Source organism: Limnohabitans sp. INBF003, from assembly GCF_055396645.1.
The window spans coordinates 2,254,028-2,277,101 of sequence record NZ_AP029222.1 but is presented as its reverse complement, the minus strand read 5'-3'; the positions used below and the strand labels follow the sequence as shown (position 1 = coordinate 2,277,101).

Annotated in this window: 17 protein-coding genes; 6 read left to right on the top strand and 11 right to left on the bottom strand. The window is 60.6% G+C overall.

Translation table 11 applies throughout. The features are described 5' to 3' along the window. Positions 1-74: 74 nt before the first annotated feature. From ACZ5VE_RS10300 to ACZ5VE_RS10290, 3 genes are all read left to right on the top strand, one after another. Positions 75-1,865, top strand: a complete 1,791-nt coding sequence (locus ACZ5VE_RS10300; RefSeq protein ID WP_464455087.1) for an acyl-CoA dehydrogenase — start codon at positions 75-77, stop codon at positions 1,863-1,865. Positions 1,866-1,955: 90 nt separating this feature from the next. Further along, complete coding sequence (locus ACZ5VE_RS10295; RefSeq protein ID WP_464455086.1) at positions 1,956-2,909, top strand: NAD(P)H-dependent flavin oxidoreductase; 954 nt, start codon at positions 1,956-1,958, stop codon at positions 2,907-2,909. A gap of 21 nt (positions 2,910-2,930) precedes the next feature. Next, positions 2,931-4,106, top strand: coding sequence for an acyltransferase family protein (locus ACZ5VE_RS10290; RefSeq protein WP_464455085.1), 1,176 nt, complete (start codon positions 2,931-2,933; stop codon positions 4,104-4,106). A gap of 58 nt (positions 4,107-4,164) precedes the next feature. Here ACZ5VE_RS10290 and cphA read toward each other — a convergent pair whose 3' ends face one another. Further along, positions 4,165-6,735, bottom strand: coding sequence for a cyanophycin synthetase (gene cphA, locus ACZ5VE_RS10285; RefSeq protein WP_464455084.1), 2,571 nt, complete (start codon positions 6,733-6,735; stop codon positions 4,165-4,167). Between the two features lie 47 nt (positions 6,736-6,782). Beyond that, positions 6,783-8,957 carry a cyanophycin synthetase gene (locus tag ACZ5VE_RS10280; RefSeq protein ID WP_464455083.1) on the bottom strand — a complete coding sequence of 725 codons (2,175 nt, stop codon included), beginning with the start codon at positions 8,955-8,957 and terminating at the stop codon, positions 6,783-6,785. 168 nt (positions 8,958-9,125) lie between these two features. On the opposite strand from ACZ5VE_RS10280, the gene ACZ5VE_RS10275 reads away from it, so the two are divergent. Both ACZ5VE_RS10275 and ACZ5VE_RS10270 read left to right on the top strand, forming a co-directional pair. Then, positions 9,126-11,438 (top strand): cyanophycin metabolism-associated ABC transporter, encoded by a 2,313-nt coding sequence (locus ACZ5VE_RS10275; protein WP_464455082.1) that lies wholly within the window; start codon positions 9,126-9,128, stop codon positions 11,436-11,438. Next, positions 11,435-11,899, top strand: coding sequence for a cyanophycin metabolism-associated DUF1854 family protein (locus ACZ5VE_RS10270; protein ID WP_464455081.1), 465 nt, complete (start codon positions 11,435-11,437; stop codon positions 11,897-11,899). The genes ACZ5VE_RS10275 and ACZ5VE_RS10270 overlap by 4 nt, the downstream gene beginning before the upstream one ends. 126 nt (positions 11,900-12,025) lie before the next feature. Here the strand turns inward: ACZ5VE_RS10270 and ACZ5VE_RS10265 are convergent, their stop codons facing one another. The 7 genes from ACZ5VE_RS10265 to ACZ5VE_RS10235 form a co-directional block, all read right to left on the bottom strand. Then, positions 12,026-13,390, bottom strand: a complete 1,365-nt coding sequence (locus ACZ5VE_RS10265; RefSeq protein WP_464455080.1) for an MBL fold metallo-hydrolase RNA specificity domain-containing protein — start codon at positions 13,388-13,390, stop codon at positions 12,026-12,028. A 208-nt stretch (positions 13,391-13,598) separates the two neighbouring features. Next, the gene (gene dnaJ, locus ACZ5VE_RS10260) at positions 13,599-14,741 is read right to left on the bottom strand and encodes a molecular chaperone DnaJ (protein ID WP_464455079.1); all 1,143 of its coding nucleotides are present in this window, start codon (positions 14,739-14,741) and stop codon (positions 13,599-13,601) included. Positions 14,742-14,887: 146 nt separating this feature from the next. Further along, the gene (gene dnaK / locus ACZ5VE_RS10255) at positions 14,888-16,816 is read right to left on the bottom strand and encodes a molecular chaperone DnaK (RefSeq protein WP_464455078.1); all 1,929 of its coding nucleotides are present in this window, start codon (positions 16,814-16,816) and stop codon (positions 14,888-14,890) included. A 95-nt stretch (positions 16,817-16,911) separates the two neighbouring features. After that, positions 16,912-17,460, bottom strand: coding sequence for a nucleotide exchange factor GrpE (grpE, locus tag ACZ5VE_RS10250; protein WP_464455077.1), 549 nt, complete (start codon positions 17,458-17,460; stop codon positions 16,912-16,914). Positions 17,461-17,535: 75 nt separating this feature from the next. Next, the gene (locus ACZ5VE_RS10245; RefSeq protein WP_464455076.1) at positions 17,536-18,267 is read right to left on the bottom strand and encodes a hypothetical protein; all 732 of its coding nucleotides are present in this window, start codon (positions 18,265-18,267) and stop codon (positions 17,536-17,538) included. Positions 18,268-18,278: 11 nt separating this feature from the next. Then, complete coding sequence (locus tag ACZ5VE_RS10240) at positions 18,279-18,629, bottom strand: FKBP-type peptidyl-prolyl cis-trans isomerase (protein WP_464455075.1); 351 nt, start codon at positions 18,627-18,629, stop codon at positions 18,279-18,281. A 79-nt stretch (positions 18,630-18,708) separates the two neighbouring features. After that, positions 18,709-19,878, bottom strand: coding sequence for a fumarylacetoacetate hydrolase family protein (locus ACZ5VE_RS10235; protein ID WP_464455074.1), 1,170 nt, complete (start codon positions 19,876-19,878; stop codon positions 18,709-18,711). Positions 19,879-20,078: 200 nt separating this feature from the next. On the opposite strand from ACZ5VE_RS10235, the gene ACZ5VE_RS10230 reads away from it, so the two are divergent. After that, complete coding sequence (locus tag ACZ5VE_RS10230; protein ID WP_464455073.1) at positions 20,079-20,729, top strand: YiaD family glycine zipper/OmpA-like lipoprotein; 651 nt, start codon at positions 20,079-20,081, stop codon at positions 20,727-20,729. Positions 20,730-20,776: 47 nt separating this feature from the next. Here ACZ5VE_RS10230 and ACZ5VE_RS10225 read toward each other — a convergent pair whose 3' ends face one another. After that, complete coding sequence (locus ACZ5VE_RS10225; RefSeq protein WP_464457476.1) at positions 20,777-21,319, bottom strand: MarR family winged helix-turn-helix transcriptional regulator; 543 nt, start codon at positions 21,317-21,319, stop codon at positions 20,777-20,779. A 32-nt stretch (positions 21,320-21,351) separates the two neighbouring features. Further along, positions 21,352-23,070: an acyl-CoA dehydrogenase family protein gene (locus ACZ5VE_RS10220; protein WP_464455072.1), complete on the bottom strand. Its 1,719-nt coding sequence runs from the start codon at positions 23,068-23,070 to the stop codon at positions 21,352-21,354. Positions 23,071-23,074: the final 4 nt, after the last annotated feature.

Below are 23,074 nucleotides of genomic sequence, written 5' to 3'. Positions count from 1 at the left end.
CATTTGATGACTGCAAAAAAGGCCTCCGTGAGAGGTCTTTTTTGTACCCGACCCTAGACAGACAGGAGACTTTCATGAGCTACACCGCCCCCCTCAAGGACATGCTGTTCAACATCGAACACTTGGCCCGCATCGACCAGATTGCACAGATTCCCGGCTTTGAAGACGCTGGTCTGGAAACCGCGCAGGCCGTGCTCGAGGAATGCGGCAAGCTCAACCGCGACGTGATCGCACCGCTCAACTGGGAAGGCGACAAGAACCCCTCGTTCCACAACGGCAGCGGCGTCACCACCACCCCTGGCTTCAAGGAAGCCTACAAACAATTCACCGAAGGCGGCTGGCAAAGCCTGCAGCATCCCGCCGAGTTTGGTGGCCAGGGTCTGCCCAAAACGATTGGCGCAGCCTGCGGCGAAATGCTTAACTCGGCCAACATGAGCTTTGCGCTGTGCCCCATGCTGACCGACGGCGCGATCGAGGCTTTGCTGACCGCAGGCTCCGACGAACTCAAAGCGACCTACCTCGAAAAGCTGATCTCCGGCGAATGGACCGGCACCATGAACCTGACCGAGCCCCAAGCCGGTTCGGACCTGGCTGCCGTGCGCACCCGCGCTGAGCCCCAGCCAGACGGCACCTTCAAGGTGTTTGGCACCAAGATCTACATCACCTATGGTGAGCACGACATGGCCGACAACATCGTTCATTTGGTGCTGGCCCGCGTGCAGGGTGCGCCCGAAGGCGTCAAGGGCATCAGCCTGTTTGTGGTGCCCAAATTCATGGTCAAAGCCGATGGCTCATTGGGTGAGCGCAACGATGTGCATTGCGTGAGCATCGAACACAAGATGGGCATCAAGGCCAGCCCGACTGCGGTGCTGCAATTCGGCGACCACGGCGGCGCGACCGGTTTCCTGGTGGGTCAGGAAAACCGGGGCCTCGAATACATGTTCATCATGATGAACGCCGCCCGTTATGCGGTGGGTGTGCAGGGCATTGCCATTGCCGAGCGCTCTTACCAGCGTGCCGTGCAGTACGCCCGCGACCGTGTGCAAAGTCGCCCTGTAGACGGCAGCTTGCCCGCAGCCGGCCCGATCATTCACCACCCCGATGTGCGTCGCATGCTGATGACCATGCGCGCCTACACCGAAGGCTGCCGAGCCATGGCCTCTACCGCTGCGGCCGCTTATGACGCATCGCACCACCACCCTGATGCCGAAGTGCGCAAGCAAAACGCGGCGTTTTACGAATTCATGGTGCCGCTGGTCAAGGGCTACAGCACCGAGATGAGCCTGGAAGTCACCAGCCTAGGCGTGCAAGTGCACGGCGGCATGGGCTTCATCGAGGAAACCGGTGCCGCCCAGTATTACCGCGACGCCAAGATCCTGACGATTTACGAAGGCACGACCGCCATCCAGGCCAATGACCTGGTGGGCCGCAAGACCGCCCGCGACGGTGGTCAGACCGCCAAAGCCTTGGCCGCGCAAGTGGCACAGACCGAAAGCGAACTGACCGCTTCGGGCAACGCCGACGCGCAGGCCGTGGCCCGTCGCCTCAAAGCCGCCCGCGTGGCCTTTGTGGATGTGGTGGACTTTGTGGCAGGCAACACCAAAGCCCACCCCAACGACGTGTTTGCAGGCAGCGTGCCCTACCTCATGCTGGCTGGCAACCTGATGGCAGGCTGGCAACTGGGCCGCGCTTTGCTGGTGGCGCTCACACCCGAAGCGCAGGCCCAAGACGCCGCCTTCATGGCCGCCAAGGTCACGACCGCCCGTTTCTATGCCGACCACATCCTGTCCAAAGCCCCTGGGGTGCGTGACAGCATCGTGGAAGGTGCTGGCAGCGTCACGGCTTTGCCGCTCGACGCATTCTGATCGGGCCGCTGCAGCTGTTGGCGTGTCTCCACGCCGACAGCTCGTGCTGCACCGGTCTTACACAATCGCGCCATCATTTCAGGAGACCCCATGTCCAAGTTGCCCCCCGTTCTGGCTAAATTGCCATTCCCTGTCATCGCATCGCCCTTGTTCATCATCAGCAACCCCAAGCTGGTGATCGAGCAGTGCAAGGCCGGCATTGTGGGCTCCATGCCTGCCCTGAACGCCCGGCCTGCCGCGCAACTGGAAGAGTGGCTGATCGAAATCACCGAAGCCCTGGCCGCCTACAACGCCGCCAACCCGGACAAGCCCGCTGCACCTTTTGCGATCAACCAGATCGTGCACAAGAGCAACGACCGTCTGGAACACGACATGGCCATGTGCGTGAAATACAAGGTGCCGATCATCATCACCTCGCTGGGGGCCCGCGAAGAGATCAACGCCGCCGCGCACAGCTACGGCGGTGTGGTGTTGCACGACGTCATCAACAACAAGCACGCGCACAAGGCCATTGAAAAGGGCGCTGACGGCCTGATCGCCGTGGCTGCAGGGGCTGGTGGTCATGCTGGCGTGAAAAGCCCGTTTGCCTTGATTCAGGAAATCCGCCAGTGGTTTGACGGTCCGGTGGCTTTGTCGGGCTCGATCGCTTCGGGCGATGCCATTTTGGCCGCACAAGCCATGGGCGCAGACTTTGCCTACATTGGCTCGGCCTTCATTGCGACCCACGAGGCGCGTGCTGCAGACGACTACAAGCAAGCCATCGTCGACAGCAACTCGGACGACATCGTCTACAGCAACCTGTTCACCGGCGTGCATGGCAACTACTTGGCACCTTCCATCCGTGCGGCAGGGCTGGACCCAGAGAACCTGCCCGAGTCCGATCCGACCAAAATGAATTTTGGCGGCGATGCAAAAAAAGCCTGGAAAGACATCTGGGGTTGCGGGCAGGGCATTGGGGCCATCCAGGCTGTTCAAAGCACGGCCGAGCTGGCGGCCAAGTTCAAGCGAGAATACGCAGCTGCACGCGCCCGACTGGCGCTTTGATGGGCCTTGTTGAAAGCCGATTTGGATTCGATTCGTGATTTTTCCCCTGCAACGGCCTCCAGCGATGGAGGCCGTTGGTTTTTATTGGATGTGATCAAGGCCATCGGCTGCGTACTCATCGTCTGGCACCACCTGGCGGTGTACAGCCCGATGTTCGACCGGGTCATGTGGCTGGCACCCGATCCGTTCGCTGTGCTCTACAACCACGGGCAACTGGCTGTTCAGGCTTTTCTGGTGGTGGCGGGTTTCCTCAGTGCGGCGCAGCTTTTGCGATTTGTGCCCGTGAATGCACAAGCTTTGCCTGCCCGCTTTTCAGTGCTCCGTTTGCTGGCCAAAAGGTACTTGCGACTGGCCATCCCCTTGATGGCGGCGCTCACCTTCACCGTGTGCGTGACAGCACTGGTTCGGCCCTGGTATCCACATGGCTCTTTGTCCGATGCGCCCCGCGTGTGGACGCTGGTGGTGCATGCCTTGATGCTGCAAGACCTGCTGGGGGTGCCTGCCTTGTCGGCCGGCATCTGGTATGTGGCCATTGATTTTCAGTTGTTTGCGATTGCTTTGGGCTGTGTCTGGTTGGCCGGTCACATTCAACGGTGGCAGCCCCGTGTCAATTTGCGTGGGCTGACGGTGTTGTTGTGGCTGAGCTTGTCCGCTTTGTCGTTGGACTGGTGGAACCGTCAGGACAACCTCGATGTTCAGGGCCTGTATTTCTTTGGCTCTTATGGTTTGGGCATGCTGGCGTACCGGGTTCGCCTGAGTCGCATCACGGCCAAAGGCTGGTCCATTATTTTTGTATTGGGCTTGTTTGCTTTGTGGCTGGAGCCGCGCATGCGCATGGGGCTGGCTTGGGGCATGGCCTTGATGTTGGCGGCTTTGCCATCCAGCGCAGCGTCCGAGGCGGTGGCCTCTGCGGGGGCAGGCTGGCGGCGGGCCATTTCAAGTCTGGCGCAAAAATCGTATTCGGTCTTTTTGGTGCACTTTGCGGTCAGCTTGCTGGTGAGTGCCGCGTGGTTCCAAGTCGACTGGCAAGACCCATGGGCCAATTTGGCCGGCATGTGCCTGTCGTTTGCCATGTCACTGTGGGTGGGCTCAGGGCTTTACCGTGCGGTGGAGTGCCGGCCTGCCACCTGGGGCCATTTGCTGCTGTGGCAGGTGGCGTTTGCTTTGAGCGGCGGGTTGGCAATGGCGCTGGCCTGAGCATGGGCTTCGCTGAAAGCGCTGCATCGGCAACGCTGTCAGCGACAGGCCTCATCCGTCAGTTGGCGGATGCGACCTTTTGACCAATGTAGGCCAAAGCCTCTTCCACCTGGTCGATCAGAATCAGGCACAGGTCGCCCGCTGACAGGCGGCTCAAGGCCGTGTCAATGGCATTGAATTCACCCTGGATGTCCTGCACGTAGGTGGTCCGGGCCGCACCTTGCAGGCCTTCGCGCAGCAAGGCAATCACTTCGCCGTCTTCGCGTCCGCGCTGGCAGGCATCCTGGTAAAGCAAGACTTCGTCGAAAGCCTGGCCCAGAATTTTGGTCTGGTCGCGGATGTCCTGGTCGCGGCGATCACCTGCACCGCTGATGACCACCATGCGCTTTTTGGCGGGCATGTTGTCCACGGCTTGCACCAGGGCCTGAATGGCATCCGGGTTGTGGCCGTAGTCGGCAATCAGGGTGGCGCCACGGTAGTCAAACACGTTGAACCGGCCAGGCACGCCCTGAATGTCGCTGATGAAAGTGGCCACACCTTGCGCAATGGCTTCCCACGGCACACCCACGGCCCAGGCCGCAGCAATGGATGCCATGACGTTTTCGGTCTGGAACCCGATTTGGCCTTGCCGGGTGATCGGCACTTGGGACAGCGGAATGCGGAACACCTGCTTGCCTTTTTGGGCCACGATGTGGTCGTCTTCGGTGAACACCACACGCTTGCCTTGTGCGCGGTGCGTGGCCAGCACGGGCTGGTTGGCGTCAAGCGCAAAGAAGGTCACATCGCCCGGGCAGTGGGGTGCCATCGAGGCCACGGCAGGGTCGGCTGCATTGAGCACTGCCATGCCGCTTTGTTCCACGTTGAGCACGATCACACGTTTCAGGACGGACAGGTCTTCGAGCGTGGTGATGTAGTTCAGACCCAGGTGATCGCCACCGCCCATGTTGGTCACGATGGCCACGTTGCAGCGGTCAAAGGCCAGGCCTTCGCGCAGCAGGCCGCCACGCGCGGTTTCAAAAACAGCGGCATCTACATCGGGGTGCATCAGCACATTGCGTGCACTGCGCGGGCCGCTGCAGTCGCCAGAGTCGGTCTGACGGCCATTGACGTAAACGCCATCGGTGTTGGTCATGCCCACGCGCAGGCCTTGCGCCTTGAGCAAATGCGCAGTCAGGCGCACGGTGGTGGTTTTGCCGTTGGTGCCGGTCACCGCGATCACGGGGATGCGGCCGGTTGCGCCGCCCGGGAACATCTGGTCGATCACGGCATTGCCCACGTCACGGCCTTTGCCGTAAGACGGGCTGATGTGCATGCGTAGGCCGGGTGCGGCATTGACTTCGACAATGCCGCCGTTTTGTTCTTCGAGAGGCCGCAAAACGGATTCGCACACCACGTCCACACCGCAAATGTCGAGACCGACCATTTGCGCCGCTTCCACGACACGGGCAGCCACTTCGGGGTGCACGTCGTCGGTCACGTCGGTGGCGCTGCCGCCTGTGGACAGGTTGGCGTTGTTGCGCAAAATGACGCGGCGGCCTTTTTCGGGCACCGATTCAGGCTCCAGATCCTGGGCGTGCAGACGGCCAATCGCGATGTCGTCAAACCGGATTTTGGTGAGCGAGGTGGAGTGGCCGGTGCCGCGACGCGGATCGGCGTTCACCAGATCGACCAATTGGCGCACGGTGTGCTTGCCGTCACCGACCACCAAAGGCGGTTCGCGGCGTGCTGCGGCGATGAGCTTGTTGCCCACCACCAACAGGCGGTAATCATGGCCGGGCAAAAACTTCTCGACCATCACGGTGCCATAGCGCTCTGCGGTGGCATAGGCGTTGTCAAAAGCGGTGCGCTCGGTGATGTTGACCGTGACGCCTTTGCCCTGGTTGCCGTCTTGCGGTTTGACCACCACGGGCAAGCCCACTTCCTGGGCGATGGCCCAGGCTTCGTCAGGCGTTTGGGCCGGGCGGCCCAAGGGCACGGGCACACCGGCTGCGTGCAGCAGTTTTTTGGTCAGGTCTTTGTCTTGGGCAATCGATTCGGCAATCGCACTGGTCGAGTCGATTTCTGCCGCTTGAATGCGCCGCTGTTGTGAGCCCCAGCCAAATTGCACCAAGCTGCCATCGGTCAGGCGGCGAAAGGGTACGCCTCTGGCCACCGCTGCGTCCACGATCGAACCCGTAGAGGGCCCGAGGCGCACGTCTTCATCAAGTTCATGCAGTTGGGCCAGCGCGCTTTCCAGGTCAAAGCCATGGCCTTCTGTGGCCGCTTTGCAGAGTTTTTCTGCCAGCTCCAACGCCATGCGACCGACAGACTCTTCGGAATATTGCACCACGACCTGGTAAACACCAGCCTCTTCGGTGGCTGTGGTGCGGCTGAAAGTCACGGGGCAGCCCGCATGGGCTTGCAATGCCAGTGTGACTTTTTCCAGGGCATGGGCCATGGACGGCGCTTGGCCCGAGCGGCTGCCATCGATGGGGCCGACTTCCGGAAAGATGCGGCGCAGGCGCTGCTCGATCGGGTGGTTGGCCGACAGGCTGCGTTCTGCCTCCGGGCAAGTCACGATGGCTTCAATGGCCGTGTGACGGCTCCACAAATTGGGACCGCGCAGTGCGCGAATTCTTGACACTTCCATGAACCAGGATTCCTGTGATGCGGTAAGGCCGAGGGGCTCGTCGGGTGTTAATGGGAGGTGTTCTGGCCGAAGCTTTTGACGCCGGCACGGATCAGATCGGTGCTGATGTCCAGAGCCCAAGCCACACAGGCCGCGACCAGCATGTCGTCGGTGTTGAGTCGGCCGTCTTGCAGCAAGCGTGACACGGCAGGGCGTTTGGCAGACAGCACAAGCGACTCGCGCGAGCCTTCGCTCAGCACCAGTTGACCGTCACGCCAGAAAGCGACTCGGCCACCTTCGGCCGAGTGGGCCACAAGGCGAGGATTGGTTTCGTCATCGGCGTAAAAGATCACGCTGCCATCGCAATGGCGGGCCAAGTCGGCCACTTGCGGGTCGGCGGCGTTCAGCACGGCTGTGCCATCAGATAAAACCACGTCGATTTGTGTGCGCACGTAGCCCGGCATTTTTTCGTCGCTGCCAGCGTACAAGTCGTCCAGACCTTGGGCCTTGGGCATGCGTGTGACGACGCCCACTTGGCAGCGGTCATAAGGCAAACCTTCGGCCAGCAAATGGCGCACATCGCTTTCAAACACAGCGGTTTCGACCGAGCGGTTGATCAAAAGCCGTTGGGCATTTTCCCAGTCCATGCCGCCGTGGTTTTGCAGTTGGCGCTGGTTCATGAACAAACCGTCTGCGCAGGCCAGCCCGGTGTACAGGCCTTTCAGGTGCAACAGCCAGGCCACCAATTGCGCCGGGCGGGTCGTGTCGCCATCACCCATGAGGCCCACCACCGGAATGCGCCCGGTATCTGCGGGTTTGAACAAGTGATTGGCAATGGCCTGACCCACAGGGCGTGGCTGGCCGACAGCGGGTTTCAGGTGCATCAACAAACCGGGGCCGGCATTGACCTCGACAATCGCGCCACCTTGTGCCGCCAGCGGCTGTGAAATGTCTTGTGCAACCAGATCAACGCCCGCGATGTCCAGGCCCACGACGCGTGCGGCCAGCACGGCTTGCGCGGCCACATCGGGGTGCACTTCGTCGGTCACATCCAGCGCCATGTTGCCGGTGCGCATGATGAGCACGGAGCGGTCTTTGTCTGGCACGCTGTCAGCGGTCAGGCCCTGGCGTTTGAGTTCGAGCACCGAGGTGGTGTGTTCATCGAGTCGGATGGTGTCGAGCGGAAAATCTTCTTCTTCGCCACGGCGGGGGTCGGAGTTGATTTGCAGTTCGATCAACTCGGCCACGGTGTGCACGCCATCACCCACCACGCTGGCGGTTTCGCCTTTGTTGGCCGCGGCCACATGGTCGCCCACCACCAGCAGGCGGTGTTCTTCACCGCGAATGAAGCTTTCCACAATGACTTCGCTGCCTTCGGCCAGCGCAATGTCGTAGGCGGCTTCGATGTCTTCCTGTTTGGACAGTTCGAGCGAAACGCCACGCGCATGGTTGCCGTCTGTGGGTTTGACGCACACCGGCAGGCCAATGTCTTGTGCGGCCTCCCAGGCTGCAGCGGGGCTGTCCACAATTTGACCTTGCGGTACAGGCACGCCGCACATGCTGAGCAGTTGCTTGGTCAGGTCCTTGTCTTTGGAAATGCCTTCGGCAATTGCGCTGGTGCGGTCGGTTTCAGCCGTCCAGATGCGGCGCTGCTGGGCACCGTGGCCCAACTGCACCAAGTTGCCGTCGTTCAGGCGAATGGCGGGAATGCCCCGCTCGCTGGCCGCGTCCACGATGCTGGCGGTGCTGGGGCCAATGCACAGGCTGTCCACCATTTGCTTGAGGCGGTTGACTTCGGTCTTGACGTCAAAAGGCCGGTCTTCGATGGCGGCCAGGATCAGCTCACGAGCGGTCTCGAGTGCGCTGCGGCTGACGGCTTCGTGGCGGGTGCGAATCACGACTTTGTAGATGCCTCGTGGCCCTGCCTCGCGTGCTTTGCCAAAACCGGTTTGCATGCCAGCCTGGGTTTGCAACTCCAGTGCAACGTGTTCCAGCACATGGCCAGCCCAGGTGCCTTCTTCCAGGCGTTGCAAAAAGCCGCCGCGTTCACCGACGCTGCAGCGGTGTTCGATCAGACCGGGCAGCCAGGCGGTCAGGCGTTGGTTGAACCCGGGCAAGGTGTTGGAGGGGAAGTCTTCCAGTGCACCAATGTCGATCAGCGCTTCCATGACAGGACGGTAAGTCCAGATGTTGGGACCGCGCAAATGGGTCATGCGCAGAAATTGGATATTTTTGGCGTTCATGAATGAAAAGGGCGGCTATACAATGACCGGCCCGTCATGGCACTGGTAGATTGCGCTGGATTCAAAAGAGTCATGGGCAGTTCATTTGCAGTCGTGTGCGACATCAATGGTTGTTTTTTGTCTCGTCGGCCGCCGTGGTCGTTCGAGTCGCTTCCGGTTCATCTTTCAATGACATCAACTTCTTCTTTGGCCTCTGCATCCCGTCAGGTTCTTCCAGACGCTTGGCAGGTTGAAGTCCATTCTTGTCTGCAACCTGATGAGAACGCAACAGCCTGGTTAGAGGTTGACCTTGACGGCAGCTTGCGATTTGCCAAAAGTGCCATCATTTTGACCGATCAGCGGGTCTTATCCCGGCCCGAAGGTGAAAAAAACTGGTCCAGCTGGGCTTTGCAGCCCGGTTTGTCTCTGAAACTCACGGACCATGCGGGTGTGGGGTGTCTGGCATTGACCAGCCCAAAGGGGCAATTGGCCGTTTGGCGCTTCACGCTGGGTCTGCAGGCGGCCGTTGCGCGCTGGGCCGCACAGTTCGAAAGCCAATTGGCCCAATGGGGCAACCCTGCCGAGGGGCGCCCATTGCAGGCGGTGTTGTCGGGTTCGGTGTGCCCGGTCTGCCAGACCGTCATGGGCGATGACGACGAAGAGTGCCCCAGCTGTGGCCGTGAAGACCTGGCACCGCCATCGACCTGGACCCTGTTCAAGCTTTGGCGTTTTGCGCGGCCTTACCAGCGTTCTTTGCTGGCGGGCTTCTCGCTCACCTTGGCTGCGACGGCCGCCACTTTGGTGCCGCCTTACCTGACCATGCCGCTGATGGACGACATCCTGATTCCGTACCAAAACGGCAAAGAAATCGACCCTACATTGGTATCCCTGTATTTGCTGGGCTTGCTGGCCTCGGCCTTGCTCGCCTGGGGTTTGGGCTGGGCCAAAACCTACATCTTGGCCTTGGTGTCCGAGCGCATTGGCGCTGATCTGCGCACCACGACCTATGAGCATTTGCTCAAACTCTCTTTGGAGTACTTTGGCGGGCGGCGCACGGGGGATCTGATCGCCCGCATTGGCAGCGAGACCGATCGCATCAACGTGTTTTTGTCGCTGCACCTGCTGGACTTTGCCACCGATGTGCTGATGATCCTGATGACGGCGGTCATCCTGTTCACCATCAACCCGACCTTGGCCCTGGTCACCTTGCTGCCCTTGCCTTTTATTGCCTGGTTGATCCATGTGGTGCGCGAAAAACTGCGCACCGGCTTTGAAAAGATCGACCGCGTCTGGGCCGAGGTGACGAACGTGTTGACCGACACCATTCCCGGCATTCGGGTGGTCAAGGCCTTTGCGCAGGAAGACCGTGAAGCCCAGCGCTTCAAGGACGCCAATAAACACAACCTGCAGGTCAATGACCGCTTGAACCGGGTGTGGTCGCTGTTCTCGCCCACGGTGACCTTGATGACCGAAATCGGCTTGCTGGTCGTTTGGGGTTTTGGCATCTGGCTGGTGTCGGACGACCAGATCACGGTGGGTGTGTTGACCGCCTTTTTGGCCTACATCGGCCGGTTTTACAGCCGCCTCGATTCCATGAGCCGAATCGTCTCGAACACGCAAAAAGCCGCATCGGGGGCCAAGCGCATTTTTGACATCCTGGACCATGTGTCCAGCGTGCCAGAGGCCGTCAACCCGGTGGCTTTGCCGCCTCAGGTGCAAGGCCGTATCACGGTGCGCGATGCGGGCTTCCGTTATGGCAACCGCGCCGTGATCCGCCAACTCAACCTGGACATCCAGCCCGGCCAGATGATCGGTCTGGTGGGCCACAGCGGTTCGGGTAAGAGCACCTTGGTCAACCTGATTTGCCGCTTTTACGATTTGACCGAAGGGGCCATCGAACTGGACGGCACCGACATCCGTCAGCTGAAAGTGGCCGACTATCGCCGCCAAATCGGCTTGGTGTTGCAAGAGCCGTTCTTGTTCTTCGGCACCATCGCCGACAACATTGCTTATGGCAAGCCCGAAGCCACCCGTGAAGACATCGTTGCGGCAGCCCGTGCTGCCCATGCCCATGAGTTCATCTTGCGCATGCCGCAGGGCTATGACTCGCTGGTGGGTGAGCGCGGTCAGGGCCTGTCCGGCGGCGAACGCCAGCGCATTTCGATTGCCCGTGCCTTGCTGATCAACCCGCGCATTTTGATTCTGGATGAAGCCACATCGGCCGTGGACACCGAGACCGAAAAAGAAATTCAACGTGCGCTGGACAACCTGGTGCGTGGCCGCACCACGATTGCGATTGCGCACCGCCTGTCCACTTTGCGCAAAGCCGACCGCTTGGTGGTCATGGACAAAGGTGTGGTGGTGGAAGAGGGCACGCATGAGGCCTTGATTGAGGCGCAAGGCGCTTATTGGCGCCTGTACGAAGCCCAGCAGCGCCAAGCCGAAACCGAGGCGGTTTTGGGCGGCAGCCTCGAAGCATCAGAACAAAAGGTGAGCGCATGAGCCCGTTTGACTTGCAACGCGATGCCTTTGGTCGTTGGGTGTTGGCGATGCCCGACGGCACGCGCCATGTGCCTGTGACGGCTTTGCGTGCTTACCCTGTGTCGGCCCCCGATGCGGGTGTGGCGCTGATGGACGTGGATGGGCATGAGATCTTTTGGATTGACGAATTGGCGCAACTTGACGCATCGCTGCGGGCCAAGGTGATGCAGGCTTTGAATGAGCGCGAGTTCTTGCCTGAAATCCTGCAGCTGACGGACGTCAGCAGTTTTGCCACGCCCAGCACCTGGTCGGTGCTCACCGATCGGGGTACCACGCAGTTTTTGCTCAAAGGCGAAGAAGACATCCGTCGCCTGACCGGCACGGTGCTGCTGATCAACGATGCCAATGGCGTTCAGTTCATGATCCGCGACCTGGCGGCCATGGACAAACACTCCCGCAAGCTGCTCGATCGCTTTTTGTAAGCGCATTCGACATTCAAAACCAGTGGTGCGGGTGTTGGTGGGCGCTTGCCTGCCAGCGATGGTGTGTGAACCCCTTGCGATCGCCTGCAAGCCGGTTGCTGCTCAATCAAACCCCAGCCCGTTTGGCTACAAAGGCCAGACCGAGCCTTGCTCGGGCACCAGCGCACGCCATTTGATTTCGTGCTCGATGCGCTGGCGCAGCATGTCCGAGCCTTCTCGCTCGCCATGCACCACATACACCTGACCCGGTGCGCTGGGCATTTTGTGCAACCAACTCAACAGTTGGTTGGCATCGGCATGTGCCGACGCGGATTCGATTTGCACCACCTCGGCCCGCACGGTCACATCTTGTGCATGGATGCGAATCGTGGTGTGGCCGCTGGCCAGCGCAGCGCCACGGGTGCCCGGTGCCTGGTAGCCCGTCAAAATGACCATGTTGCGGTGATCGCCCGCGTATTGCGTCAAGTGGTGCAGCACGCGTCCGCCGGTGGCCATGCCGCTGGCCGCCAGGATCACCATCGGGCCATGCCGATGGACCAAGGATTTGGATTGTTCAGGTGTCTCCAGCATGGTCGCCACATGGTCCATGCTGCGCACCTCTTGCGCGCTCAGGCGATGCTCGCCGGGATGGCGCTCAAACAGGGCCGTGCTGTGAATGGCCATCGGGCTGTCCAGAAAAATGGGCAAACCCTTGGGGATGGTGCCGGCGGCCTTGAGCTGCGCAATGGTGTGCAGCACCGCTTGAGCCCGGCCCACCGCAAACACGGGCACCACCGCCACGCCACCGCGTGCGGCCAGTTTGTGCAACAGTGGGCCGAGTTCTTCGAACAGTTTTTCCTTGGGGTGTTGGCGGTCGCCATAGGTGGATTCGATCAACACCGTATCGGCCTGCGGTGGCGGCTCGGGCGGGTTCATCAGCGGGTCGTCCGGCCGCCCCAGATCGCCTGAAAACAGAATACGCCGCCCGCCGACATCCAGCAGCAAACTCGCTGCCCCCAGGATGTGGCCCGCCGGTTGAAAGCGGGCTTTCCAGCCGCGAATGGGTTCGAACCATTGGCCTTGTTTTTCCGCATGCAATTGCTTCAGACAATCGATGGCTTCTTGCTTGGTGTACAGCGGCAGGGCAGGGGCATGTTTGGAGAAACCATGCCGGTTGGCAAAAAAAGCGTCTTCTTCCTGAATGTGCCCGCTGTCCGGCAGCAAGATCGTCGCCAAATCGCAGGTGCCCGATGTGGCGTGCACACGGCCCCTGAAACCGTTTTTCACCAACAAGGGCAGGTAGCCGCTGTGGTCCAAGTGCGCATGGGTCAGCACCACCGCATTGATGGCTTCGGCCACCACCGGCAAAGGGTTCCAGTTGCGCAAACGCAGTTGTTTGTAGCCCTGAAACAAGCCGCAATCGACCAGCAAACGCTGGTGATTGTGCTCAATCAGGTACTTGGATCCGGTGACGGTGTCGGCTCCGCCGAGGAAGGTGATGGTAGCGCTCATGCCCATCATGCTGCGCCTAAAACAAAAAGGCTGTTTGACGCAAGTCAAACAGCCTTTGGATCACTGACAGGCGGGTGTCTGAGTCACACCAAATATTCGCGTCCTTCTTTCTGTGGGAGGCTGCCCCTGCGGCCGAATGCTTGCACCGCCACAGCAAACATTCGCGAGCAGGGGCTCGCTCCCACAACAGACACGACCCGGCAAAACATCAAGCCCCGAAAAACCCCTTGAGCTTGTCGGTCCAGCTTTCGCCGCTGGGCTGGTGTTTGCCGCCGCCTTTGGAGAGCGATTCGTCAAATTCCTTGAGCAGCTTGCGCTGGTGTTCGGTGAGTTTGACCGGCGTCTCCACGGTGATGTGGCAGTACAGGTCGCCGGGGTAGCTGCCTCGCACGCCCTTGATGCCTTTGCCGCGCAAACGGAACTGCTTGCCCGTCTGGGTGCCTTCAGGGATGTCGATGGCCGCTTTGCCACCCAAAGTGGGCACGTCGATTTCGCCGCCCAAGGCTGCTTTGGTGAAGCTGATGGGCACTGCGCAATGCAGGTCATCGCCATCACGTTCAAAAATCGAATGCTTCTTGAGGCGGATTTCGATGAACAGATCGCCCGGTGGGCCACCGTTGGTGCCTGGCTCGCCATTGCCTGCGCTGCGGATGCGCATGCCGTCGTCGATGCCGGCCGGGATTTTGACTTCCAGCGTCTTTTGCTTTTTGAGCTTGCCTTGTCCGTGGCAAGTGCCGCAAGGGTCGGGGATGATTTTGCCCGTGCCACGGCAGTTGGGGCAGGTCTGTTGCACGCTGAAAAAGCCTTGGCGCATTTGCACCTGACCTTGGCCATGGCAGGTCGAGCAGGTCTTGGCGCTGGTGCCCGGCTTGGCGCCGGTGCCGCTGCAGGTGTCGCAGGCGTCCCAGCTCGGGATGCGCAGCTGCGAATCTTTGCCGTTGGCCGCTTCTTCGAGCGTGATTTCCATCGCGTAGCTCAGGTCGGCACCGCGGAACACCTGGCGTCCAGCGCCGCGACCGCCACGGCCTTGGCCACCAAAAATGTCACCAAAGATGTCGCCAAACGCGTCACCGAAACCGCCAAAGCCTTCGGCACCGCCGCGCATGTTGGGGTCGACACCAGCGTGGCCGTGCTGGTCGTAAGCTGCGCGTTTTTGCGCGTCCGACAGCATTTCGTAGGCTTCTTTGACTTCCTTGAATTTGGCTTCGGCTTCTTTGGCCTTGGCGTCTTCACCCTGGTTGCGGTCAGGGTGGTACTTCATCGCCAGCTTGCGATAAGCCTTTTTGATGTCTTCGTCTGTGGCGTTTTTGGCAACGCCCAGCACTTCGTAAAAATCTCGTTTTGTAGCCATGACTTGGGACCCTGGCCTTCAGGCCGTTTCATGCAAAAAGCGTCCCGGGCCATGCGCGGGACGCTGCAGTTGGTGTGTGGGAGGCCGCTCTTGCGGCCGAATGCCTTCGCGAGCAGGGGCTCGCTCCCACAACATCACAGGGGGTATCAACCCTTTTTGACTTCCTTGACTTCAGCGTCCACGACGTTGTCATCTTGCGGTTTGGCTTCGGCGGCACCGGCCGCGCCTGCACCCGCAGCGGCTTGCTGCGCTTGCATCTCGGCGTAGACCTTCTCGCCCAGCTTTTGGCTGGCCGTCATCAGGGCTTCGGTTTTGGCTTCGATGGCGTCTTTGTCTTCGCCTTTCAAAACTTCTTCCAATTCCTTGGCTGCCGCTTCGATGGCTTCTTTCTCGGCCGCTTCGATCTTGTCGCCGTGCTCGGTCAGGCTCTTCTTGACGCTGTGCACAGCGGCTTCGCCGGCGTTGCGGGCCTGGACCAGTTCCAGTTTTTTCTTGTCTTCTTCGGCATTCAGCTCGGCGTCTTTCACCATTTGCTGAATCTCGGCTTCGGACAAACCGGAGTTGGCCTTGATCGTGATCTTGTTCTCTTTGCCGGTGCCTTTGTCTTTGGCGCCCACATGCAAGATGCCGTTGGCGTCGATGTCAAAGGACACTTCAATTTGCGGTGTGCCGCGTGAGGCTGGTGGGATGCCTTCGAGGTTGAATTCACCCAGCAATTTGTTGCCACTGGCAATGTCGCGTTCGCCCTGGAACACCTTGATCGTCACCGCAGGCTGGTTGTCTTCGGCGGTCGAGAAAGTCTGTGCGAACTTGGTCGGGATGGTGGTGTTCTTGGTGATCATCTTGGTCATGACACCACCCATGGTCTCGATGCCCAAAGACAAAGGCGTCACGTCGAGCAGCAGCACGTCGGTGCGATCACCAGACAAGACCTGGCCCTGGATCGCAGCGCCCACGGCCACGGCTTCGTCAGGGTTCACGTCCTTGCGGGGCTCTTTGCCAAAGAATTCTTTGACTTTCTCTTGCACCTTGGGCATGCGGGACATGCCGCCGACCAAAATGATGTCGTCGATGTCACCGACCGACACGCCTGCGTCCTTGATCGCCATGCGGCAAGGGGCGATGGTGCGCTCGATCAGTTCTTCGACCAATTGCTCCAACTTGGCGCGGGTCAGTTTGACGTTCAAGTGCTTGGGGCCTGTGGCGTCGGCCGTGATGTAAGGCAGGTTGACGTCGGTCGAAGCCGAGCTGGACAGCTCGATCTTGGCTTTTTCTGCGGCTTCTTTCAGGCGCTGCAAGGCCAGCACGTCTTTGGCCAAATCGACGCCGGATTCTTTCTTGAACTCGGTGATGATGAAGTCGATGATGCGCTGGTCGAAGTCTTCGCCACCCAGGAAGGTGTCGCCGTTGGTGGACAGCACTTCAAATTGCTTTTCGCCATCGACGTCGGCGATTTCGATGATGGACACGTCGAACGTGCCGCCACCCAGGTCATATACCGCAATCTTGCGGTCGCCTTTTTCGGTTTTGTCCAGGCCGAAAGCCAAAGCGGCAGCGGTAGGCTCGTTGATGATGCGCTTGACGTCCAGGCCCGCGATGCGGCCAGCGTCTTTGGTGGCCTGACGCTGTGCGTCGTTGAAGTAAGCGGGCACCGTGATCACGGCTTCGGTCACTTCTTCGCCGAGGTAGTCTTCGGCGGTTTTCTTCATCTTGCGCAGGATTTCAGCGCTGATTTGAGGCGGGGCCAGTTTGTTGCCGCGCACTTCCACCCAGGCATCGCCGTTGTCGGCTTTGGCGATGGTGTAAGGCATCAGGTCGATGTCTTTTTGGACTTCTTTTTCGGCGAACTTGCGACCGATCAGGCGCTTGACCGCATACAGGGTGTTGCGGGGGTTGGTGACCGCTTGGCGCTTGGCCGATGCGCCAACCAGGATTTCGCCGTCTTCTTGATAAGCAATGATCGACGGTGTGGTGCGAGCGCCTTCGGCGTTCTCGATCACTTTGGTCGTGTTGCCTTCCATGATGGCCACGCACGAGTTGGTGGTGCCCAAGTCAATACCGATGATTCTTCCCATTTTGATGCTCCGAAATTAAGTAAAAGTGCAGATGTCTTGCAGTTGAGGCGGGCGGGGCACTTTTCAAGTCCCCTTACGCCAAAAAAGGTTTTTGTTTATTTGGGTGCGGTAACGGTGACCAATGCTGGACGCAGCACACGGTCAGCGATGGAGTAGCCCTTTTGCAGCACGGTGACCACGGTGTTGGCTTCCTGCTCGGCAGGCACCACGCTGATGGCCTGGTGGTGGTGCGGGTCGAACTTGGTGCCTGCGGGCGGGGCGATTTCGATCACTTTGTTGCGCTCCAAGGCGCTCTTGAGTTGGCGCAGGGTGGCTTCAGAGCCTTCGCGGATTTGCTCGATCGTCACGTTGGGGATGGCCAGTCCGGCTTCCAGGCTGTCCAGCACGGGCAGCAGGCTGTCGGCAAAACCCTCCACTGCGAACTTGCGGGCTTTGGCGATTTCGTCGTCGGCACGGCGGCGGGCGTTTTGCACGTCGGCCTGGGCGCGCAGGTACTGGTCGGCCAGGTCGGCGTTTTGCGCCTTCAGGTTGGCCAGCTCAGCCTGGGCATCGGCCAGCGGGTCGAGTGATGGTACGGCTTCGGCCGCGTTGGATGGCACTTCGGCAGGGTTGCCTTGGGGAGTGGGTTGGGTGGATTCAGACATTTTTGGAGGTTTTTTCGATGATTGGAAGCAGCTGGGGGTGCCAATCCCTGTTTTCAAGAGGGGTTATCTGAAAAATCAGTGTGCCCAATGGATTCTTTTGGCTTCTTGGGTATTCAGAAATTTCTTCAGGCGTGCATAGGGCAACACCACTTCCCCGTAGCAAGCCTGCACCACGTGCGGCCCGGCATACATGACATGCAGACCTTGGGCACCCAAGCCCAAGGTGTCATCCTCAAGGAGCCTGATTTCGTCACTTTTCAGAACCTGAATGCATTCGTCGTCTTTGTCGATGGGCTTGCGCTCAGCGATCAGGGCTTGGCGAATCAGAGTCCGAATTTCCGGCCGGAATTCGGCGCCATAGGGGCCTTTTCGCGTGATGGCATAAAGCCTCAAGGGGCTGTAACGTTGGCCTGTGGCCATGTCGAACACCACGGCATTTTCTGCAAACGCAGGATAGGGGCCAATGCAATTGATGTTCAGCCATTGGGCGAGCGAGTAGATTTGGGGCGTGTCCAGCAGCACCTCATACCGAAGCTCGAATTCAGCCACCAAGGTGTGGCCTTTTTCGCGGGCATTGACCCTGGCGACATCTTTGGCACAGTCTTTGGCCATCGCCAGCTGTTGCCTGTCCCAGGCGGCCAGACTTTTGGCCAATGTTTTGGCTATGGCTTTGGACGCGGGCGCTGACTGTGGACGCGGAATCGACGGCACGTGAATGGCTTCGGCCATGGCGGGCGCGAAACACATCCACGCCAACGCAGCCAACAGACCGCGCACGCCCAGCCAGGGTGTTGCTGAAAGCGGCATGAGCTGTCGATTTACTCGACAGCCAGCAATTCCACGTCAAATTTCAAGGTGGCGTTGGCTGGAATGACGCCGCCAGCACCGCGTGCGCCGTAGCCCAATTCGGAAGGAATGATCAGCGTGCGCTGGCCACCGATTTTCATGCCGGCCACGCCTTCGTCCCAGCCCTTGATGACCATGCCTGCGCCCAAACCGAACACAAAGGGGTCGCGGCGGTCGCGGCTGGAGTCGAATTTGGCACCTTGCACGCCGTCTTTGTAGAGCCAGCCGGTGTAGTGCACGGTGACGTCTTGACCGGGGGTGGCTTCAGCGCCTTCGCCCACGACGGTGTCTTCGTATTGCAGGCCGGAGGGGGTGGTGTTCATGGGATGGCTTTCTTTCAGTGGTGCCCTGTGCCTTCAAGCGGGGTGTCCCATGGGGTTGGCGCAGGGCGAAAAGCCGAAATTATGCCAGCAGCCCCCGCGCTGCCAGATCGCGCATCAATTGCCGAGTGCCATAGACCCAGGGCGCGGCCTGGTCCGAGGTCGTGACGCGGTTGACCAAAGTGCCCAATAGCGGTGTGGAGACACTCACCACATCACCGACCACGTGGGTGAAGCCCTGGCCTGGGCCATGGCGGTCCTGGGTGGGGGCAAACATGGTGCCCAGAAACAGCATCATGCCGTCCGGGTATTGGTGGTACTTGCCCATGGCTTGCGCCACCAAATTCAACGGGTCGCGGCTGATCTGGCTCAGTGAGCTGCTGCCTTGCATCACAAAACCTTCGGGGCCTTGTACTTGCAGGCTCAGATCGCATTGGCGCACGTCGTCAATGCCGAAATGCGCGTCAAACAGGCGGATGAACGGCCCGATGGCACAACTGGCGTTGTTGTCCTTGGCTTTGCCCAACAACAGGGCGCTTCGACCTTCAAAGTCGCGCAGGTTCACGTCGTTGCCCAAGCTGGCGCCGACCACTTCGCCACGCGAGTTGACGGCCAGCACGATTTCGGGCTCCGGGTTGTTCCATTGGCTGCCCGGGTGGATGCCCACCAGCGCCCCCGTGCCGACCGCGCTCATGGGTTGTGCCTTGGTGAAGATTTCGGCATCCGGGCCAATGCCCACTTCCAGGTATTGCGACCACATGCCCTGGGCGAGCAACACCTCTTTGAGTTGGGTGGCCTCGGGCGAGCCAGGTACCACGCTGCGCAAGTTGTCACCGATCACCGCGACCACTGCCTGTCGCACGGCTTCGGCCCGGCTGGCATCGCCCCGGGCCTGCTCTTCGATCACCCGTTCGAGCATGCTGGCCACAAAGGTCACGCCTGACGCCTTGATGGCTTGCAAGTCGCAAGGTGCCATGAACCACGGCAAGGCCGTGTTGCGACCTGGTTCGTCACTGTTTGTCAAAACGGCAGAGGTTTTGGCCAATGGGACAGCTTGGCCAGAAGCGATGCATTGCCGAACCTTGGCAGCTGGTTGATCGTGTTCCAGCAAATCGCTGCAGGTGGGGGCCAATTTGGACAGATCCAGCACGTCTTCGGGTGTGACCGCGACCAAGACCGGACCGAGGCCCGGTTGCCAGATGCGGCCGATGAGCAAGGCATGGTCACTGGATGGGGGCAAAGTGGTGTTCATGGGTTTCATTTGGCAAATCAATGGTGAATATCTTGCCAGATGGGCCAGGCTTGAGCTGTCACGCACAGGCTGGGGGAGGGGTGGGGTAAGGGGTGGGGCGGAGGGCTTGTCGCAATTGCTTGCAACCTTGTGCGCTGCAGTACGGTCACGGCGACGCATTCGGCTTAGAGTTCGCGACATGGATTGAAAGGACCTTCCAAATGAACCAGCACATTTCCTTGAAAACCTTTGGCGCTGCGACTTGCGCCGTTGCCATTTTGTTGACCGGTTGCGCCACGGCCACACCCGAGCAAAAAGGCGCGGGCACCGGGGCACTGATTGGTGCGGTTGCCGGGCAGCTTTTGGGGCGCGACACGAAATCTACGGCCATTGGTGCCGGTTTGGGGGCCTTGGGCGGCTATGTCTGGTCCAAGACCATGGAAGACAAAAAGCGCGCCATGGAAGCTGCAACTGCCGGCACCGGCACCGTGGTCACGCAAACGCCTGATAACCAGCTCAAACTCAGCATTCCGAACGATATTTCTTTTGATTCGGGACGCTACGACATCAAACCGAACCTGCGTCCCATCCTCGACCAGTTTGCGCAAGGCTTGTCGCAGCAGCCCAGCACCGAGGTGCGCATCATCGGCCACACAGACAACGTGGGCAGTGATGCCCAGAACAATGCCTTGTCGGTGAACCGGGCACAAAGCGCGCGCGATTATTTGGTGACGCGTGGTGTGAATGCCAGCCGCATTGCCATTGATGGCCGAGGTGAACGTGAGCCGATCGCCGACAACAGCACCGAGGCTGGTCGTGCGCGCAACCGCCGCATCGAAATTTTCCTGGCAGAACGCGCCGCAAGCCGTTGAGTCTGCACGAACCGGTGCGCGCCTGTACAAGCGCAAGCAGGTTACGGTCAGAGGTAAATTTTTTGCAGGAGTTCCAGCAAGGTTTTGCGCTGAGCGGGTGTGAGCTTGGCGGTTTTTTCGATTTCCAGCTCGCTGGCGGTTTGCTCGGCTTGCACCATCAAGGCCTTGCCCTTGGGGGTGGCGTGCAGGCCGACGGCGCGGCCATCGTGCGGGTGAGGCTTGCGTTCGATCAGGCCTCGAGACTCCAGTGACTGGATCAAGCCCACCAAGTTCGGGGGCAGCAGGTTGAGCGTGGCGCACAACTGACGTGAAGTCACACCAGGGTTGTGCTGGATGGTGGACATGACTGAAAAGTCCACCGGTTTCAGGCCATAGGGGGCCAGTCGCTCCAAAAACAATTCAATGATGCTCAGCGCTGCACGGCGGGCGTTGTAGCCCATCAGGGTTTGCAAATAAGCCGTGTCCACCTTGTCGATTGCAGCGCCCGCGCTGGGCTTCTTGGCCGAAGCTGTGCGTGGTGCTTTTTCCTTCGGCGCTGGTCTCGCGCGAGTGTGCGCCTTCGCCGAGCTTGCGGCGAGTTCGGCTCCCATGGGCTTTTCGGGGCTGGACATGGCGAGGGAGATCAGGCCACAGCCGTGCACTGCTGCACGATGATGAAGGTGCGCATCTGGAACTCGGGCAGCACCCAGCTGCGCAGGGCCTTGGCCGGGGCCAGCCAGCGTGTTTCGGCATTCGGGGTGTCGGCATCGACACCGGCTTCGATGCGCAACCAGGCCCAGTCCATCAGCACCAGGGCCACGGCACGCAGGTAGTCGTCGGCCACGCGGAAGGCCAGCGCCGCGTCTTGCGGGGCGGCTTTGACGATCTGCGCGGTCACGGCGCGCAGGGTCTGGATGCGGGCTTGTGCTGCGGTGCCAGCTTTGGCTGCCTTGGGCAGGTCGGCCGCGACCGTGTCGAGCAGGGCATTCATGCCGGTGCCGCCATCGGCCAGCACCTTGCGCACCAGCAGGTCAATCGCCTGGATTTCGTTGGTGCCTTCGTAGATCATGGCCACGCGGGCGTCGCGCACGATCTGCTCAATGCCCCACTCGCGCACATAGCCGTGGCCGCCAAACACCTGCAGGCAGTCGCTGCCGCCATGGAAGGCCTGGTGGGTGAAGACCGATTTCATGACCGGCGTGACCAAGGCACACCAACGCTGCGCGGCGGCTTGCGTGTCGGCGTCAATGCTGTGTTTGATCAGGTCGAGTTCGAGCGCGGTGCGGTAGGCCAGCACGCGACCCGCATCGACCCAGGCACGTTGCGTGTCGAGGATGCGGCGCATGGCGGGGTGCTCGCCAATCAGGTCGGCTTCGCCAGCGCTCTTGCCTTTGCCGGGGGCACGCATCTGGCGGCGCTCTTGCGCGTAGGCATCGGCTTTTTGCCAGGCGGCATCCAACAGGCCAATGCCTTGCAGGGCCACATGCAGGCGGGCGGCATTCATCATGACGAACATCGCGTTCAGGCCCTTGCCGGGCTCACCCACGATGGAACACACCGCTTCGTCAAAGCGCATCACGCAGGTGGGGCTGCCGTGCAGGCCCATTTTTTCTTCGATGCGGTCGCAGTGCACGCGGCTGCGGCTGCCGTCGGGGTAGAACTTGGGCACCAGAAACAGCGACAGGCCTTTGGGGCCGGGCGGCGCGTCGGGCAGGCGGGCCAGCACCAGGTGCACGATGTTGTCGGTCAGGTCGTGCTCGCCGCCCGAAATGAAAATCTTGGTGCCGCTGACGGCGTACGTTCCATCGGTCAGGGGCACGGCCTTGGTGCGGGCCAGGCCCAGGTCGGAGCCCGCATGCGGCTCGGTCAGGCACATGGTGGCCAGCCATTCGCCGGTGGCGACTTTCTCCAGGTACAGGGCTTTGAGTTCGTCGCTGGCGTGGTGTTTGATGCACTCGTAAGCGCCGTGCAGCAGGCCGGGGGCCATGGTCCAACCGTGGTTGGCGGCCGACAGCATTTCGTACAGCATGGCTTCGAGCACGCTGGGCAGGCCCTGACCGCCGTCTTCGGCGCTGGCGGCCAGCGCAGGCCAGCCCGATTGCCAGAACGACTGGTAGGCGTCCTTGAAGCCTGGCGGCATGGTGACCGCGCCATCTTTCCACTGCGCACCGATCTCGTCGCCATCGCGGTTGAGCGGGGCGATCACTTCACCCACGAACTTGCCCGCTTCATCGAGCACCTGCTGCATGAGTTCCGGGTCCACCTCGGCAAAGGCGGGCAGGGCTTGCAGTTGGGCGGGCGCGTTCAGCACGCGGGACAACACAAACTGCATGTCGTCGGTGCGGGGTTGGTAGGCATTCATGGTC